Origin of the sequence: Flavobacterium sp., assembly GCF_031422135.1 — a bacterium.
GTDB lineage: Bacteria > Bacteroidota > Bacteroidia > Flavobacteriales > Flavobacteriaceae > Flavobacterium.
This window is the reverse complement of record NZ_JANOQD010000014.1, coordinates 1-16,590: the sequence shown is the minus strand read 5'-3', so window position 1 is coordinate 16,590 and position 16,590 is coordinate 1. Positions and strand designations below refer to the sequence as shown.

The following is a 16,590-nucleotide window of genomic DNA, read 5'->3' as shown; positions in this document are numbered from 1 at the left end:
AAAACGCAAACAGGATATATTGCAAACGACGGTGAATTTATCAAAATATCACTTTAATTTCATTGATATAAGCAAAATTTACTCTCGTTTACCACAATAAATTTTTGGCTAAAAAATATATTTTTTAACGAAAGCTAATTTATAATTTTTTCAATATAAGCTCCTAATTTGTAAAGTTCAATAAATCTCAATTCTTTATAATTGCTTGGAATTTGAGTAATATCAATCAAGCTAATATCATTTGCAAAACATTTTTCTCCTAGCAAGTGTTCCAGGTGAATGTAAACAGTTTCTCTTAATCTTGGGTTCTCTTTGTAAACTATATGGTTTTTGATATACACTCTAATTCCTATTTCTAAAGGTTTGTTTTTAATTTTGATTGGTTCGAAATACATTTCGCTTATTTTTAAAGAAATTCCATAGTTTTCTATTGGTTTATCTATACCCTGTTGGTATTTAGAAAGATTTGTTTCGGGTTGTAAAAAAGGTATTATTTTCCAACGTTCTACAACTGGAGCATAATGTAATATTAATTCAACTTCTTTGAAAAGATAGGGATTTCCACTTGCAGTAATGATTAGTTCAGCTCCATTGCTTTTGTTTTTTATGATTAAATCTAAATCTTTGTTATACTTGTGTAATAATGCAATTAATTTATCAAAATGAATTTTTAGTTCGTCGTTTGGGATTTCGTTTAGTAATAGAAAAACAAAGTTGTTTTGTTTGAAGTAATTCCAGAAGTTAGTTATTTGGTTCATCGTTTGTCAAGTATAGTTCTATCGAATGATATTAAATTCAACATTTCTCTCATTCTGCTGCGTACACGGTTTCCGTAATGAGTTTCAATTTCACTTGCCGAAAGGTTAGTTGTTATATGCGTTAGGATTTTTTTAGTAGTGAAAATATCATACCGACTTAATATAATTTCTGCCATTACGTTGCATTCGTTTCCGAAGTATTTTAGGTTGTTTTCTGTTCCCAAATCATCGAAGCAAATTATTTTGGGTTGTGATTCATAGAGTTTGCCTTTGCTATATTTGTGGATTATTTCGTAGCCATCTTGTATGAATTCAAAACTTATGTCTCGGCACGGTTTTACGAAAAATTTATGTTCGGTTGGCGTTAGGTATTTCATTAAATTCAATAATGAGGTTTTACCGCAACCGACTGGGCCAGAAAGTAAAATTCCTTTATTGAGGTTGATGCCATATTGAAAACAAGTTGCTTCGTCTTTTAGGAAATAGGCGATGAGTTTGTAAATTATGGGATGATCAGTTTCAAGGATTTTGAAATGATTTCCATATAATTCGACACCTTTTTTTTCTAGCCAAAGGATTACTTCCTGGTAGTTGTAGTGGGTTTTTATTTCTGTTTCCATAATTTTAGGATTTAACCGTAAAGAGCGTAAAGTCCTTCGACAAGCTCAGGATGACAACGCAAGGTTCGCAAAGAACCTGAAACAAGTTCAGGTTAAAGTGGTTCTGAATAATCTTTATCTGTTCCGGTGTTGAGGTGTTTTGCTCTGTTGGGTTGTTGTTCGTTTGAAATGAATTTTGGTGCGTTTAATATCCAATTTTGTGCTGCTGCTTGCCAATCGACCATTGGGGTTTTGCCACCAACTAACCAACCGTTGCTGGAGAAGTAATTGAAAAACTTAATAGCTTCGAGTTCCGGAAATTTCTGTTCGAGAAAATAAGCTTTGACATTTTCGATTGTTGGTGTTTCATCTTTCTTTTTTTCGCGCAACTTTTTTTCTTTTTCAGCAGCCTCGCTTTTAAAAAAACCATCATCAATTTCAAAATTTTTTGCTTGCTCGTCCAAGTTTACAATCTTTAAATCGTTTGAAATGTTTGCTATGTTTGTATTGTTTATATAAGATACTAGAGCTTGTTCACTACCAGTCCCACTACTTGTCCCAGTACTAGTATAAGACTTGTTCACTACTTGTTCATTAACTAGTTCAAAAAGAGGTTCATTTTTTGGTATTGTTGTTTTTTCGCTTTTGGGAACTGGCTTTAAATCATCTGAAAAATTGAATAAGTAAACGTGGCTTCCTTTGAATGGATTGTAAGATGGCTCATAGTTGATGTATCCTAATGAATGTAAGTTTTTAAGGCATTTGTGGTAGGTTGCTTTGGAGCTGATTTTACTTATACGCATTACCTCATCACGGTTTATGCTTATTGGGTTTTTGAACCGATTGCAATTCCAGAATTGAAACAATGACATATACAAACTGACGTGTGTTGGATTGAGTGTTCTGTCGATTGCAACCTTCTCAAAAAATCCTGTTAGATGTTTTATATAATTCATCTTTGAGGTTATTTACGATTAAATAAATTGGGTGTTGCTTCGACTTTGTTAGTTTCAAGAACTTTTTCTAAATCACTATTGGAATAATATAGAATTCCGCCAATTTTGGTGTAAGTGATTGTTCCGTTTACTCGTAGGTTTTGTAAAGTTCCAGGAGAAATGTTTAACAGCTTTCGGACTTCATTGGATTTAAGCCACTGCATTTGCTGTTGAGGTTTAGATTTAATGATATCTAATAAATCATTAAGAAGAAGACTTCTGAATTCGTTTAAGTCTTCGCGAGTGATAACTTCAATTGCCATAATAATTTGGTTTTAAATATTTTGGACAAAGAGAAATAATAAAGTAATACCAAAACAGTTACAGGGGTTCCGTAACCCCCAACAAAACCCAATAAAATCAAGCAATCTTTTTTAAAAGTTTTTTTATTTATGTGTTTTTGATTGCAATTTTGATGCGATTATGTCTAAATTTGCATTAAGAATACAAAATAGAGCTTAAACTCTATAGAATATATTGCGAAAGTTATTTAGGGCATCAGAAAACGACCAAACTTCTTATATCAGCCTACGAATAAACTGTTCGCCTTCGCTATGCGTGGGCTCGGTTTATCGTGGCTGTAGGTGCTTGGTCGTACCTCTGATGCTGGTGATCGATGTCCCACGCTGTAGTTTGTACCAAAACCAAAATGGGATTTTTTCGTATATCATTAAAAAAATATTGATATGAAAAATGAAATTGTAATTAGTCCCGAACTAAGACGTTTTATGGAATTGCATAAAATTCCAAACCTTACGTCATTACGCCAAATTGAAGATGAAATACTGCTCGGAATGGCTGGCTTTGGTTGGAGAATGATGCGAGAAGTTTTAGAACTTCGTGAGCTCGATTAATTCTAAAATTTTCTCCCGAACTGCATTTTTAGTATTGTTTTCCACATTGTAGTATTTGACTTTTATACTATCTACTGAAATTTTTTCAGCATTACCAGTTTTAAAATTTTCGGAAATAAATCGAAATACATCGGTTTGATTTTTATGCTTTATAATTCCGACTTCCATCAACAATCCAAAGAAATAACTCAACTGTGCGACAGACAAACTAGTCAAGAATTTTATCTTTTCTTCGTTGTTAGAAATATTTGTTAATTGATTGGCTTCAAGTTTGATTTTCTTGGTTAAATATTCTATTTCTTCTTCAATCCAACTGATAATTTGTTCTTTAAGTGGTGGTAAATTGGTCTTATATTTTAAGAAATTCCTACTTTGTTTTTGGTTGTAGTTTTTAAGTAATCTATACAACACATCAATTTTTTGAATATTATTTTCTTGTCTTTCTAATTCTTTTAGAATATCGAAAGTCAAGTATTTGAAAAACTGTAATGAATTGAAATTTAATTCAAACAAACATTCTTTTATTGCTTCTTCAGTACTGTTTTCAAAATCAATTTGATGGTGTAAAACTGAAATAAAATCGGAACAGTAATTGAAATCGTAATACGTTAGTTTTTCTTGAATGTTGATTGTTGCTATTTTCAACAACGGTTCGTAGACCAATTTCAATAATTGATTATTGATATTGCTGCCCAATAATCTTGATTTGAGTTCTTTAAGTTTATCTGTAATTTCAAATTCCTTCACCAAGATAGAACGATAAGGAACTTGAATATTTACATTTAGGTAATTTTTGAATTCTTTTTCTATAAAACGCAATAATTTTTCAAGATAAATATAGGTAATCTTTAAACAATCTATTTTGTCATAATTAGACGAAAATCGATAAATATCTGATGAATTTACTGGATTAATGTCCTTTATTAAACGGTTTGCTAAATTTTCAAGAGCATATTGTTTTTTATGAATGTATTGTTCAACACGCTCTTTAGATTTGAAATTAAAAATAGTTTCCTTATTTATTTTCTTGATTTTATCATTTTCGTTTTTTAAGGAATGATAACAATAGAGAAAAAACCGATGTTCATTTGATAAGTTATTTATATCAATTTCTTGCAAAATATATAATGAAATACTATCATTTTTTGAGTACCAGCGTAACTGGATATTGTGTTGTTTTAATTCTAATTCATTTACTATTTCGGTAATGTAATCTTCAAACTCTAAAATTGGTTCACACTCAATACAATCTTTTTCGGCAACCTTTGGGTGTAAATTATGTAATGGATTTTTAATTGTATAATTGATTTCTCCATTTTGTTTCAAAAAATTTACCTTATAAATCAAAAAACTTTCTTCTGAACAACTTTCAAGGAAACCCACAAAATCATTATCGAAAACTATTTTAGGGTTTTTGATTTCTCTTAGTATCTGGTCGTAGGTTTCCAGAATGTACTTTGGTTTCATTGAAATATAATATGTGATTATCTTGATTGTTTAAATATCAAAAAAATTATTCCTCAAAATTATTCTTCTTTAATAAATAGGGAAATCCATTTTTGTATAAAAATGAAATTCTAGATTGAGGTCTTTCGTTGCTTTGATGTTTCATTAAATGATGCATTTCTTCCTTAAAATTTAATCTAGGATAATATTTTATAGTTTTGTTTAAAAATTCGGAATTGAAGTTTTTTAAATCTCGCCCGATAACATCGACAGCAGCACCTTTGTTTAACAAATATGCCTCTGGCAAATCAGAAGGAATTTTTATATTTAAGTGAAGTGAAATTGCATCTTGAATACGCTTTATCTTGTCTTCTTTTAAATTGTGACTTTCAAGAAAAATCCCTGTTTCAATTGCACCTTCAATTGCAAAACAAGAGCAATTTGGGTTTTTAAATTGATGGTTTTTTACAAGACCTACATCGTGCATTAAAGAAGCAATTACAAATATTTCTTTATCAAATTTAATATTTTCGTTTTGCCCAATAATATTTCCAAATAGGTATGTTCTAAAACAATGATTTATCAAAAAATCTTGATGTGTATCTTTTAAAAACTCAATAGTTTGATTTATTAATATTGAATTTGGAATTATAAAATCATTTTCATTGTAAATAAAATTACTGATTTTTGCATTTTTTGCATTCCGTTTTGCAATGATTGCCTCGTAGGCAAAGTATAGTTTTGCCATCAAAGTTAAATTCCCTTTGGTTTTTAATCCCCAGTTAAAATCCCCTATCATAATTTTATTGTTTGTTTTACACCTCTTTTAAGCCAAATTGTTTTGTCTTTAATAGAAGATTCATTTATTTCATTTTGCATTTTTTGTACGGGCTCTTTAAAATGCCACCATCCTTCATAATGAATTGGTATTACTTGCTCACAGGATAAAATTTCTGCGGTTTGTATTGCTTCTTCAGCGTTCATAGTAACTCGTAATTTGGGTTTCAAATATGGAAACGCTCCTGCTCCTAAATGAAGTATTGCGGTATTAATTTTAAATTTTTTAGAAATTTCATAAATCCCTTCAAATAAAACCGTATCCCCTGAAATGTATAACGCACCATTTTCTTGATTGTCCCATTCAATTACAAAACCAATAACGTGCCCAACTGCATAAAGTAATCTTTTAATATTTGTGTGTTGTGCAGGAACTGCTGTTATTTTTAATCCTTTCACTAATGGAGTATGAACATTGTAAGTTTCCCAAGGATTTAAACCAATTACCTTTAATCTTTGCAATCTTCTTTCTGCTCCTTTTGTGGAAAGAATTGTTGGTACATTTTCTAATAGTTTTTTACCTGAATTATCTAAATTATCCCCGTGATGATCGTGACTAATTAACGCTAAATCAATATTAGTATTTAGTTCACCTAATAATGGATTCATTGTTTTTTTTGAGAATATAAAAGGCTTGCCTACTAATTTAGGCAAAAAACCTGTTTTATTATCAAGTGCAGGATCCGTTATTATGCGAAAACCATTAATATTTATTATAACACAAGCAGTATCAATGTATGTTATTTCTATTTCCATTTTTTTAAGCAAATTTGGAATTAATAAATTACTTTATCGTTGACTTTGGTCAAGAAATGCGTTTCCTTATTCTGCTTAAAGTTTCTGGAACAATTCCCAAATAAGTGGCTAAATATTTTTGAGGTATATGCTGAATAAGTCTTGGTTGTTCCTTCAAAAGATTCAAATATCTTTCTTCAGGTGAGTTTGTTAGTAAAGACAATTCTCGTTTAACTTTTTTTTCTAAAAGTTTTTCAACTGCAATTCTTGATAAATCTTTTGCAAACTCACAGGTTTGAAACAAAGAAGTTAAATCGTCAAAATGAATGTAATAAATTTCAATATCTGTTAATGCTTCAGAATTAAATTGAGTTGGTTTTCTGCTGTAAAATGAATCATAATGACAATAAAATGAATTTGGAAAAACAAAATCAAAAGTTAATTCTTTGCCATTACTATTTACAAAATAGCGAATGATACCTTTATTTAAAAAAGATAGATAACTATCCGTTTGTCCACTATTCAGAATAGAGCTCCCAATCTTATAAGTTTTTATCTTAAGAAGTTTTAAAAATTGTTGAAGGTCTTTTTCATCAATTCCAATTTGTCTAAAATAGGCTATAATTTCTGTCATTTATTTAGGACTATTCTTGTTGGTCTATATATCTTCTATATTGAATTCGTTAAGGAAGTCGTCAACTTCATAGACATCTCCATCTTCATTTTTTGTCTTTTTTATTGCACGCAAAATAAACTCATTGTCTGTTTCATATCCACCAGCCATTTCTGTGGAAGTCACTTTACCAAACAGCCATATCATACGATTTAAGGTAGTAGGTGCCTCTTTTTGTTGTTCAAGGCGATAAATGGCTTCCAAGAAAACTTCTTGTGTAATAGGATTTTTAATTTGAATAAGTTTTTCCTTCAAAATAGGCAAGGATTTTTTTACATCAAGATCTGCCAGAGTAGTAGCAACAAGAGAGAGGTTTTTAGTTTTGGTAGCATCTTTCAAATATTCGAGTGGTTTTATTTTATCTTTTTTGAGCATCCATATGGCATAATACATTTCTAAAACATATTCAGCATCTCCACTAATCCTTTCAAAAAGATTCAAAACATCCTGAAACTTTTCTAATTCTCCCTTATAATCAAGTGCGCTTAATGCAATAGCAAGTGTGCCTGTTTCTAAATTGAGCTCGTAAAACGACTCTTTTCTACCAGCATAAAGAAATTCATTATAAATAATCTCTGCAAGCTCATTTTCCATAAGCATTGCTGCTGTCCTAGCCAAGGCACCAAATATAACGTGGTTGACAAATTCTTTTGGTACATATCCTTCCGAGTAGGACTCTGGATATTGGTCCATTTCTGCTACTTTTCTTTCTTTTTCATCTTGGGCAGTTTTTCGTAAAATATCAAAACCATATTTAATATAGTTGATTATTTTAGATCGGTACGGAGGGCTTTTTCCAAACTTGATTAAAGCATATACATTCTCGGGTTTGGAATAATAGTATTGAAGTGTTAACTCGATTTCTGCCGCTTTGAGTGCGGTTTCAAACGATTCAGAGTTTTCATTGGATATACTCATAGAAATTATTTTTAGTTTTGCTTATTTTTTATCGTCTATTTGTTTTGTAAACTGTCGTTGTCTTATACTGCTGTGGGTTGACCTTTTTTTGTTATAAATTTGGTTCAATATTTTGCGTAATCGGGCAACCATTTTGGTTCTCCAATATTTAATATAAAATAATGAAAGAAGAAAATTAACAAAATTGCTACTGCTCTTAAATGATATAATTCGTTAAGTTTTTCTATGTTTTTAATATCTGAATTCACAATTGTTTATTTCAATTTTTTTTTAGTTTATATTTCTTTTTCTGTCGCTCAAATGTGACCCTATTGTATAAAGGGATTTTCTTTGTTGGTTTAATAAGTTCGACTTTCCTTTTTCATTGTTAAAACCATAGATAGTACAACCTTGGGATTGTCAAACGATATATCATAAATAAAAAGTTGTGAGTTGGTTTATTTTTTTTGTAATAGTACATTTATTAACTTGTCCGGATGTAGTTTATCATATTCTATTTTAATGTCAGGATTTACGCTTTCTTTTTGTCCGCCCCCTTTTGGTCTTTCTAAATAAAAACGTGGTGAAATCATTGTTAGTCCCGAATTTGGCATTTTAGAAAATTGAGTTGCTCCAGTTTGCCCACTTTTTCCGCCTGTTGGCTCACCAATTAATTTTCCAAATTTATAATCTTGAATGGTGTTTGCGAATAATATTGCTGACGAATATGTATAAGGACCAATCAATACTGAAATTTTTCCATCAAATTTGTTAGATATATTTCGTTCGATTGGAATTAAAGTGTCTATCTCTCCTGATTTAACAGAACCAACAACTTCACCCGAATCTCTGTATTTAGCGATAATTTTCTTCTTATATTTAGAACCCCATCTGTATGGCTTATTGGCAATGTATTTTAAAATACCATTCATCCAAAATTCATCATCACCCCCTCCATTTTCTCTAATATCAATAATTAAATGTTTAATTTTATTTTGTCGTAAACTAACAAAAACGGCATCCATAAAATCATAATATGCTTTTTTATCGTCCCACCCAAATTCATTTATCATTACGAGTGCATTATTTTTATCTAAGATTTGGAATTTGAAATTATCTTCGAAAGCAATCTGGCGATAAAATTTTGGAAATTCAGATAACCCGCTAACCGAAATATCATTTTCTTTATTGCCGTTTTTAAGGCTAATAATAAACTCTTTACACTCTCCAAACAGTAGCATATAAAACAATGCAAATTTCCGTTGTAATATAACTTTCCGTTGTACATTAGAATCACCATTTATTCTTAACATCATCGGAGAGATTATTTTGGCGATAGAAATATTATTTATTTTTGTAACTTAATAGCCTTTATATTCTGAATCCTTGCCACCAAGATTAGAGTAAATTATGAGTTCTTCTTTATTAAATAAAACTTCAAATGGAAATAATGTTCCGCCTTTTGAAATGTAATCTTTGATAATAGGTGCATTTATGTGTCCGACAATCAAATGTCCGTCAGACAATTGGTTATTTAGAGTAGAAATTTTCCTCCAAAACTCTAAAACGGTAAGAGGAGAAGTAATACTGTCTTTAATTTGAGTAACGCTTTTATAAAATTTGTCAATATCTTTTACACTATATGATAAGTCAGGATGAGTTGTATGAATCCAATCAAACCAATAATCAATATCATTCTTTAAATCTTGAGGTTGAATTTCAGAATTTAATTTTTCATAGGGGCTTTTTTGGGAAAATGCAGTATTATAGTTTAAGAAAATTATTAACAGTAAGATAAGTTGTTTCATATTTATAAATATTACATTTTGGAATTGGGTGGTTTCAAGTTTCTAGCGCAATTTTTGGTTTTCTAAATTTACCGTTTTAAATCTCTCATTTTTAGACCAACTTTAAAGTTTGTATAAAACCACAACTTACTCAAGAACAATATTTTGCGTTTGTGCCTTTATTTACAATTAGTTTATTATTTTACTGAAATAAAAGTTTCCACTTCGGCATTTTCACCGTCGTAATATTTTTTTCCGTGAATAGTAAAGTCGAATTTATATGATCGGTTTAGTGTTTTATTTTGCCAAATTTCCATCCAAGTATTAAAGACTGCTTCTGGCATTTTACCTTTTGAAACAAATTTTTGATATTCTGCTTTTTCAATTGTTATTCCAACAAAACCCTCGGGAATATTTTCTAATGAATTTACTTGCAATCCAACAATTGTTGTATATGCTCCGTTAAAGTCTGTTTCATAGTCTGTATAAACCGCATAAATATCATCATTTACTTTGTTCGGAATTTGCTTTTGTATTTCTTCGCCCCAAAATTTACCCCATAATTTTTCAATATCTTTAGCGGATTGTCCATTTTCGTTGGTCGTTCTTGTTGAAATTCCAATTACGTAAAATTTTTGAATAATTTGATTGTCCATTGTTTTAGATTTATTTGTTTGAACTTGTGATTGAGTTGTTAATGTGAATAGCATTAATGCAAAAAACATCAAATTTTGAAAGTTTTTCATAGTCTTTATTGTTGTTTTTTGTTATCGTTTTCCTTTTTTTGCTTAATTATTTTGAGTGCGGTCATATATTCATCTCAGAAAATGTTGAAATTAATTTTTTGATTTGTTGAGATTCGTTAAGATTGTTGTCAACATTAAAGTTGACCTAAATAACATTGTTGTTCCCAACAGATGTTTTATTCATCAGACCGTTATTTTTCTAATTAATAGTTTTTTATTTTCAATAACCGCTGTATTATATGTTTCAATGCAATTCATTAATGATTTATCTGGTCCAGTGATCCATTCTTGACTACTATAAAAATCATCTTGATTTTGTTTTCGTTGTTCTATATTTTCATACGTTCGGATTAAATAAAAACTTAGATTATCAATTATTGAAAATCCAAAATCAATAACATTTACATTCCATCGTTTTAAAAGCGGCAAACTTTGTTCTGTAAATATTTTTAAAAAGATTTCGCTACAATCTTTTTTTAATTTATAAGTTCTTATTTCGGTTATCATTTGGTTTTGAATTTAGAAAAATACATATACCAATTCCATTCCCAATTTTCTCCGTTATCAACTGAAAATGCTTGGCTCCAAATTGGGTTTTCTTTGTCTCTTGCATCCCAACGGAAAACAACTACAATTGGTTTTTCTTCAAAAACATCTTTAGCAAAAAAGTGAGCAACTTCATTTTCAAATGAACCTACAACTGGTGGGTCAAATTTTCCTTGGTTGCTATCAGCCCAATAAAGAGACCATAATTTTGTTTTTGGATTAAACAATCTCACTGTCATTCCTTCAAAAGGTTCTCCGTCAAATGTTGCTAAAAAATTATCAATATTCCCTATTCCGTTCAGAATTCTGTACATTTCTTGGGTTGAATGAAACTCAATCCATTCGTTGCAATTATTTAATTTTGATTTGAGTTTTTTGTTTTTTAAATCCCATTTACCTTCATAAAAATCAAAATCATTTTTCGATGAGTTTGTAGAAGCTATAATGATTAATTCTCCATTTTTGTCAAAATTCAGTTTTGGAATTTCTATATTTTCGTTTTTCATAATTTTTAATTTTGTCTGTTTTGTTTTGCAATCGGATAATACCAAAGTTGTTTATACCATTTATCTTTTTGATCATTCAAAATACCGTATTCTGAAGGATAACGATGTGGAAAACAGGCAGTTTTAAAAATAACATCCCAAATGATTAAGACTGTTGCATAATTACCCATTGGTGCAGAAAGTTCGTCAATTCCGTGATGAGCGTGATGTGTAGAGGGTAAAGTAATAAAACGTTCTAAAATCCAAGTTATTGGTTTTAGAAATTTATGTTTGTATAAAAAAGCATCCCATTTTATGTTTGTGTGGGTAATAACATCAATGATTCCAATTATCATTGTCGAAATTATATAGGCTTTTCCTAGACCAAAATATACCATTGTTGCAGCATACCAAAGATTTGGCATTAAAACAAACCACAACCAATTTTCTCTGTATGACACTGCAATATTCATATCTGGTGAGGTATGGTGCGTTTTATGAATATTCCATAACCAAGTCCATTCGTGACCTTTTCTGTGATACCAATAATGCAAAAATTCATCTGGAATAAAAATTATCAATACACCAATCCAAATTGGCAAATGACTTAAAGCATTAGAAAAATTTGGAAATAAATATCCAGCGATTAAAGCTGTTAAAAGTATTATTGCAGGTTTAATAATAATTGCTAATTGTGCAACACTAACTAAATCTATAATCCAATCGTCTTTTCTTCTTTTTGAGTTGGCATAAACCCCAGTTATTGCCTCGAGAATTCCAAAACCTACTAAAACCGATGTTACTACTATTGTGTCTTGATGTATCATAATTTTTAGTTTATTAACAACAAGTTATTTTAGTTCTAACACTATTCCAATATTTTTTTGTTGATGCAAATAATGTTGCAATATGAATAATTGCAATTATGATGGCTCCTGGAATAAGGTTTTTTACAATGAATAAAAAGATAGCGTGGTTTTCAATACCATTAAAGTTTTGTACCAAAGTCAATTCATTGTTAACCAATTTAATTTTAATGGCAAGAAAAACTGCAATAGAAGCGAAATGAAATCCGTTTACAAAAAGATGCAAAATATATTCCCATCGAGGTAAACCGCCCATAAATTTTCTGCTATTTGTTTCCGAAAACGCATCGATTCCTAATACAATAATGTCTAATAAAACAATACTGATTCCAATAAAAAAACTAGTATTACAATCTTGTTTTATGAACAAAAAATATAAAATAGCAGGAAAAAAAACAGCCCGAATAGTATGAGTCAAATGTTCAAATCTGCTATCTGGATTGTTATGCAATTGGTATTTGAAAATATGCAAGTAAAAGCCATCATAAACAGCTAAAAGAGCAAAAAGTGTAATTAAAATTGATGAGATAATAAAAGCGATTTCCATTTTTTTAAAATTTAAGTTTATTTGGTCAAAATTACAAATGGGACTTTTTATAAAGAAGGACATTTGTCCTTAAATTTCTTTAGAAATTTCTGATTTTATTCTGCTTAAAGTTCGGGTTGATATTCCTAAATAGGATGCTATGTATTGGTTTGCAACTTTTTGAACAATTTTAGGTTGTTCGTTCATTAATCGTAAATATTTTATTTTTGCTGATTCATTATTTAAAACCGAGGCGTATTTTTCCATCCCTATATATTCTCTTTCGGCAATCAGTCTGCCTATTTTCCCCCAAATTGGACTTTCAACATATAACTTTTGTAAATAGTCATAGGTAATAACCCATAATTCAGTTTCTTCTATTGCTTGAATACTTAATTTTGAAGGTTCTTGAACTATAAAACTTTTATAAGATGAAGTAAGATTGTTTTCGGTACAAAAACACGCAGTTGTGTCTTCAGAACTTTCATTTAAATAGAACGTTCTTAAAATTCCAAAATTTATAAATGCAATTTGCTTGCAAATTGTGTTTTCTTTGACAAAATAATCGCTTTTTTGCAAAGTTAATTTGTTAAAAAACTGAAATCCATTTTCAAAATCTTTTTCTGAAATTGGAGTTATATTATTTAAAAATTCAAACAACTTATTTTTCATTTTAGTTTTTTATTGGTTATTAAAAAATCATATCAATTAACATTTAATAGGTTTGAGTTATTTGATAATTTAGCTAGCCAAATGTATAGAATAAAACAACATAATTCCACTCATTGCAATCATTAAGGCATCTTCAATAATGGTTACCGTACTCATTGGTAAATTGAAAACCGAACCTAAACAGGCACATTGTATCTTCTCTTTGTTTAATACCGATTGTAAAACTCCAATAATACTAATACTCATAACTACAAATGTAATTGAGTTGGTTAAGATTGGATTGAAATCGATTAAAAAGGCAATTCCTAAACCTAATTCGATAAAAACATATAGATATGCCCATAGTGGAAATCTTTTTGCCAGTACATCATACATAACATAACTGTCTGCAAAACCTTTTAGATTAAGTAACTTGAAAAACGAAAAAACCAAAAAGAAACCTGCCATAAAATGTTGCATCCATTGCATAAAATTAAAATGATGATTTCCTTGTTGAGCCAATAACGTTACAATTGTGATATAGAAAAATAGTAGCAAGATTGGTTTGTAGGTTTCAAACCAAGACGTTGTTTGTTCTTCAATTTCAATATGATTGATTGAAGATATTTGGTATTTATTGTCTAAAACTTTTTGTAAGCCCTTCAATGCTATGTGTTTGTCCATTGTAATTGTTGCAGAATTTTCAGCTTTTGAAACTTCTACATTTGTTACATTTTCTATATTTTGAATAGCCGATTTTACTTTTGCTTCACAACTTGAACAAGTCATTCCTGTAAGCTTATATGTATGTATCATTTTATGGTATTTATGCATTTTGAACTCAGACTAACCAATATTTAATATCAGTTTAAAAACCAAATATTTTTTGCTTTGATTTAATACAAAAGTTCATAAAAATATATCATTTCAATTACTTCTGTCAGTTTGTTTTTTAACAAATACCTTGATTCAATCTGCCATTTTTGTATTGAAATCTTTAAATTACATTTTAATTTTTAGTCCAATTACCACAGGAAATGTCCAAAGTCCTTTATTTTGCACATCTGATTTTGCAAAAGTGTGGAGATTATAAACTTCAATGAACGGAATTAAAGTTGGTTTATAATTCCATTCAAGCCCAATACCACTTTGAACTATAGCTGAAATTCGTGTATTGCTTTTAATTTTTATAAAATTTGTTCCACTTTCCACTTCAGCAAAAGGTGTTGAAACAAATGCTATACCTGTTCCTAATTTTAAATAAGGTTTCCATTTATTACTAGAAGCCTTCAATACAATTCCAAAGTTTATAGGAATTATTGAAATTGAACCTTCTAGCGAATATTTATCATCATATTTTTTTACAGAAATAGATTGAAAATCTACGCCACAAAAAAGAAATAAATTTTTATTTATATTGGTTTCTATACCAGTGATTGTAGCAAAACCAATGGAATTTTCATTTCCTAATCCGCTTTGATTATTGTAAACAATGCCGGAAGCAAAAGTGGTTAAGACTTCTCTCTTTGATTGTGCAAATGATGAAATACTATAAATAAGTATTAAAATTGTGAGTAATTTAGTTTTCATTTTTAATTATAGTCTAATAATAGTTTTGTTATATTTTGATATTTCTTGCCGTATTGTTTACTAATTCTGTCAAGGCAATGGTCTATGATATATTGTTTTTTTAGACTGTCATACTTTACTATTTCAATATTTTCAAAATATTTTTCGTCTACTTTTGAAAACAATGCTGAATTTAGAATGTGTAGTTCATCTAATTTAATTGAGTTAATATCTCCTGTTGGGATAATTGTCAAACCATATTTTGATGTAATATTTTTGCCAACTGACACAAAACTTTCTATTGAACTTGGAAAAGTACGATTGTAAGTATCTGTAATTGCAGCCAATTCAAATTCATTTACTCCGTTTTGTAAAAACAAACCAACTCGTTTGTTTTTTTTGAAAATTACTTTGTTTCCAATAGTCAATTTATTATTGAAATTAATGGCAATACTTTGATGGACCATTCTTGGCAAAACGTAAGGATAGCTAATGTCTTTTTTAACCTTCATCATTGTTTCTGTTCCAAATATTTGATTTATGACAGTAAGAGAGCCTTCTACTGCATTAGAAACACCTGCTGTACTAAATAAATTACCATCGTTTGTTACGCTTGTATCTTTTGTCCAGATTGGTTTTGGATATTGCTTTTTAATGCTGGCATAATCCGAAGCGTGGGTTGTTAACAATTTGCCGTCATAAATTCCTGTAGCTGCGGCTGTCATAGAACCACTGCAAACTGCCAGCACTTGTGTTGTCTCTATATAGTTCTTTTTTATCCAATTTACAATCACTGGATTTTGATGCTTTGCATCCATTGCCGATAAGTTTGGAATTATGATTACATCTGGCTTAATTGCTGATGAATCAAATTCTTCAAAAGAATAATGCGGAAGTACAAAAAACCCTTTAACTACTGTAACAGGATATTTTTTTTCAGCTACGATGTAAACGTTTGCTTTTTCCGTGGCATTAAAAAGATAGAATGGTGCCATCATATCAAAAATCTCTGTGCCGTCATTATCAGCAATAATGACAACAGTTTTTTTGGTGCTGTCAAATTTTGGATGTGTATAAATGAAATCATTATTCCCTTTATAATTTTCCCAAGTCATAAATTTACGGATTGGGCTACAAGCCTCAAAAAGCCAGACAATTATAAGACTTGTTATAAGTAGAGTTGCGTAAACCATTTTTCCGTGGCATTAAAAATATATAATGGTGTATAATTGTAAAATCAATGAATGTTATGGAATTGAATAAAAATGTAAATGATTTATTACATATTTAAATAAACCCAATTATAATAAGTTTAATATTTAAATATATAAAAAATCGATTTTATTCAATATGTTAGCATTATTTATATGTAAATCAATCTATTTTATAATTGTTGAATTCTTATCTAATTTCGAGTTCAATAATGTAAAATTTGTAAATGATGTCAATATCTTAGAAGAATTACTAGTTTTATTTTTATTCATATTTGCAATACTTTCTAAATTTCGATTCTTATTAATACTTATTTTATTATGATTTAATATGCTTTGCCCGGGAAGAGCCTTTAAGCTTTTTGTGAGTTGATTATTCTTTTGTAAAATTAGAAAATTCAAATTTTTG

At 29.5% G+C, this 16,590-nt stretch carries 22 protein-coding genes; 1 reads left to right on the top strand and 21 read right to left on the bottom strand.

Features of this window, described 5'->3' with window-relative positions; translation table 11 throughout:
- Positions 1 to 134: 134 nt before the first annotated feature.
- From RMO70_RS02380 to RMO70_RS02365, 4 genes are all read right to left on the bottom strand, one after another.
- Complete coding sequence (locus tag RMO70_RS02380; RefSeq protein ID WP_310554824.1) at positions 135 to 758, bottom strand: hypothetical protein; 624 nt, start codon at positions 756 to 758, stop codon at positions 135 to 137.
- A complete protein-coding gene (locus tag RMO70_RS02375) occupies positions 755 to 1,378 on the bottom strand; it encodes an AAA family ATPase (protein WP_310554823.1) in 624 nt (207 codons plus the stop codon). The genes RMO70_RS02380 and RMO70_RS02375 overlap by 4 nt, the downstream gene beginning before the upstream one ends.
- A gap of 92 nt (positions 1,379 to 1,470) precedes the next feature.
- Complete coding sequence (locus RMO70_RS02370) at positions 1,471 to 2,313, bottom strand: transcriptional regulator (protein WP_310554822.1); 843 nt, start codon at positions 2,311 to 2,313, stop codon at positions 1,471 to 1,473.
- Positions 2,314 to 2,321: 8 nt separating this feature from the next.
- The gene (locus RMO70_RS02365; RefSeq protein ID WP_310554821.1) at positions 2,322 to 2,615 is read right to left on the bottom strand and encodes a helix-turn-helix domain-containing protein; all 294 of its coding nucleotides are present in this window, start codon (positions 2,613 to 2,615) and stop codon (positions 2,322 to 2,324) included.
- Positions 2,616 to 3,038: 423 nt separating this feature from the next.
- Here RMO70_RS02365 and RMO70_RS02360 point away from each other — a divergent pair, with 423 nt between their 5' ends.
- The gene (locus tag RMO70_RS02360) at positions 3,039 to 3,206 is read left to right on the top strand and encodes a hypothetical protein (RefSeq protein ID WP_310554820.1); all 168 of its coding nucleotides are present in this window, start codon (positions 3,039 to 3,041) and stop codon (positions 3,204 to 3,206) included.
- Here the strand turns inward: RMO70_RS02360 and RMO70_RS02355 are convergent.
- From RMO70_RS02355 to RMO70_RS02275, 17 genes are all read right to left on the bottom strand, one after another.
- The gene (locus RMO70_RS02355; RefSeq protein WP_310554819.1) at positions 3,183 to 4,673 is read right to left on the bottom strand and encodes a hypothetical protein; all 1,491 of its coding nucleotides are present in this window, start codon (positions 4,671 to 4,673) and stop codon (positions 3,183 to 3,185) included. The two genes, RMO70_RS02360 and RMO70_RS02355, sit on opposite strands and share 24 nt — an antisense overlap.
- 46 nt (positions 4,674 to 4,719) lie before the next feature.
- A complete protein-coding gene (locus tag RMO70_RS02350) occupies positions 4,720 to 5,451 on the bottom strand; it encodes an HD domain-containing protein (RefSeq protein WP_310554818.1) in 732 nt (243 codons plus the stop codon).
- The gene (locus RMO70_RS02345) at positions 5,448 to 6,245 is read right to left on the bottom strand and encodes an MBL fold metallo-hydrolase (RefSeq protein WP_310554817.1); all 798 of its coding nucleotides are present in this window, start codon (positions 6,243 to 6,245) and stop codon (positions 5,448 to 5,450) included. Before RMO70_RS02345 ends, RMO70_RS02350 begins: the two co-directional genes overlap by 4 nt.
- Positions 6,246 to 6,294: 49 nt before the next feature.
- On the bottom strand, positions 6,295 to 6,858 hold the full coding sequence (locus tag RMO70_RS02340) for a Crp/Fnr family transcriptional regulator (protein ID WP_310554816.1): 564 nt from the start codon (positions 6,856 to 6,858) through the stop codon (positions 6,295 to 6,297).
- A 24-nt stretch (positions 6,859 to 6,882) separates the two neighbouring features.
- Positions 6,883 to 7,815, bottom strand: a complete 933-nt coding sequence (locus RMO70_RS02335; protein WP_310554815.1) for a hypothetical protein — start codon at positions 7,813 to 7,815, stop codon at positions 6,883 to 6,885.
- 437 nt (positions 7,816 to 8,252) lie between these two features.
- The gene (locus RMO70_RS02330) at positions 8,253 to 9,110 is read right to left on the bottom strand and encodes a S41 family peptidase (RefSeq protein ID WP_310554814.1); all 858 of its coding nucleotides are present in this window, start codon (positions 9,108 to 9,110) and stop codon (positions 8,253 to 8,255) included.
- Between the two features lie 45 nt (positions 9,111 to 9,155).
- Positions 9,156 to 9,602 carry a hypothetical protein gene (locus RMO70_RS02325; RefSeq protein WP_310554813.1) on the bottom strand — a complete coding sequence of 149 codons (447 nt, stop codon included), beginning with the start codon at positions 9,600 to 9,602 and terminating at the stop codon, positions 9,156 to 9,158.
- A gap of 176 nt (positions 9,603 to 9,778) precedes the next feature.
- Positions 9,779 to 10,327 (bottom strand): GyrI-like domain-containing protein, encoded by a 549-nt coding sequence (locus tag RMO70_RS02320; RefSeq protein WP_310554812.1) that lies wholly within the window; start codon positions 10,325 to 10,327, stop codon positions 9,779 to 9,781.
- A gap of 183 nt (positions 10,328 to 10,510) precedes the next feature.
- Positions 10,511 to 10,834: a hypothetical protein gene (locus tag RMO70_RS02315; RefSeq protein ID WP_310554811.1), complete on the bottom strand. Its 324-nt coding sequence runs from the start codon at positions 10,832 to 10,834 to the stop codon at positions 10,511 to 10,513.
- Positions 10,831 to 11,379, bottom strand: a complete 549-nt coding sequence (locus RMO70_RS02310) for a hypothetical protein (RefSeq protein ID WP_310554810.1) — start codon at positions 11,377 to 11,379, stop codon at positions 10,831 to 10,833. Before RMO70_RS02310 ends, RMO70_RS02315 begins: the two co-directional genes overlap by 4 nt.
- Positions 11,380 to 11,384: 5 nt before the next feature.
- Positions 11,385 to 12,185, bottom strand: a complete 801-nt coding sequence (locus tag RMO70_RS02305) for a sterol desaturase family protein (RefSeq protein WP_310554809.1) — start codon at positions 12,183 to 12,185, stop codon at positions 11,385 to 11,387.
- A 13-nt stretch (positions 12,186 to 12,198) separates the two neighbouring features.
- Entirely contained in the window at positions 12,199 to 12,771 is a 573-nt protein-coding gene (locus tag RMO70_RS02300; protein WP_310554808.1) for a hypothetical protein, read from the bottom strand.
- A gap of 69 nt (positions 12,772 to 12,840) precedes the next feature.
- The gene (locus tag RMO70_RS02295; RefSeq protein ID WP_310554807.1) at positions 12,841 to 13,422 is read right to left on the bottom strand and encodes a Crp/Fnr family transcriptional regulator; all 582 of its coding nucleotides are present in this window, start codon (positions 13,420 to 13,422) and stop codon (positions 12,841 to 12,843) included.
- A gap of 69 nt (positions 13,423 to 13,491) precedes the next feature.
- Entirely contained in the window at positions 13,492 to 14,217 is a 726-nt protein-coding gene (locus RMO70_RS02290) for a MauE/DoxX family redox-associated membrane protein (protein ID WP_310554806.1), read from the bottom strand.
- A gap of 186 nt (positions 14,218 to 14,403) precedes the next feature.
- Positions 14,404 to 14,991 carry a hypothetical protein gene (locus tag RMO70_RS02285; protein WP_310554805.1) on the bottom strand — a complete coding sequence of 196 codons (588 nt, stop codon included), beginning with the start codon at positions 14,989 to 14,991 and terminating at the stop codon, positions 14,404 to 14,406.
- A gap of 2 nt (positions 14,992 to 14,993) precedes the next feature.
- Positions 14,994 to 16,085, bottom strand: a complete 1,092-nt coding sequence (locus tag RMO70_RS02280; RefSeq protein WP_310554804.1) for a DJ-1/PfpI family protein — start codon at positions 16,083 to 16,085, stop codon at positions 14,994 to 14,996.
- A 264-nt stretch (positions 16,086 to 16,349) separates the two neighbouring features.
- Positions 16,350 to 16,590: hypothetical protein (locus RMO70_RS02275; protein WP_310554803.1), on the bottom strand; the 241-nt coding region annotated here is incomplete at its 5' end.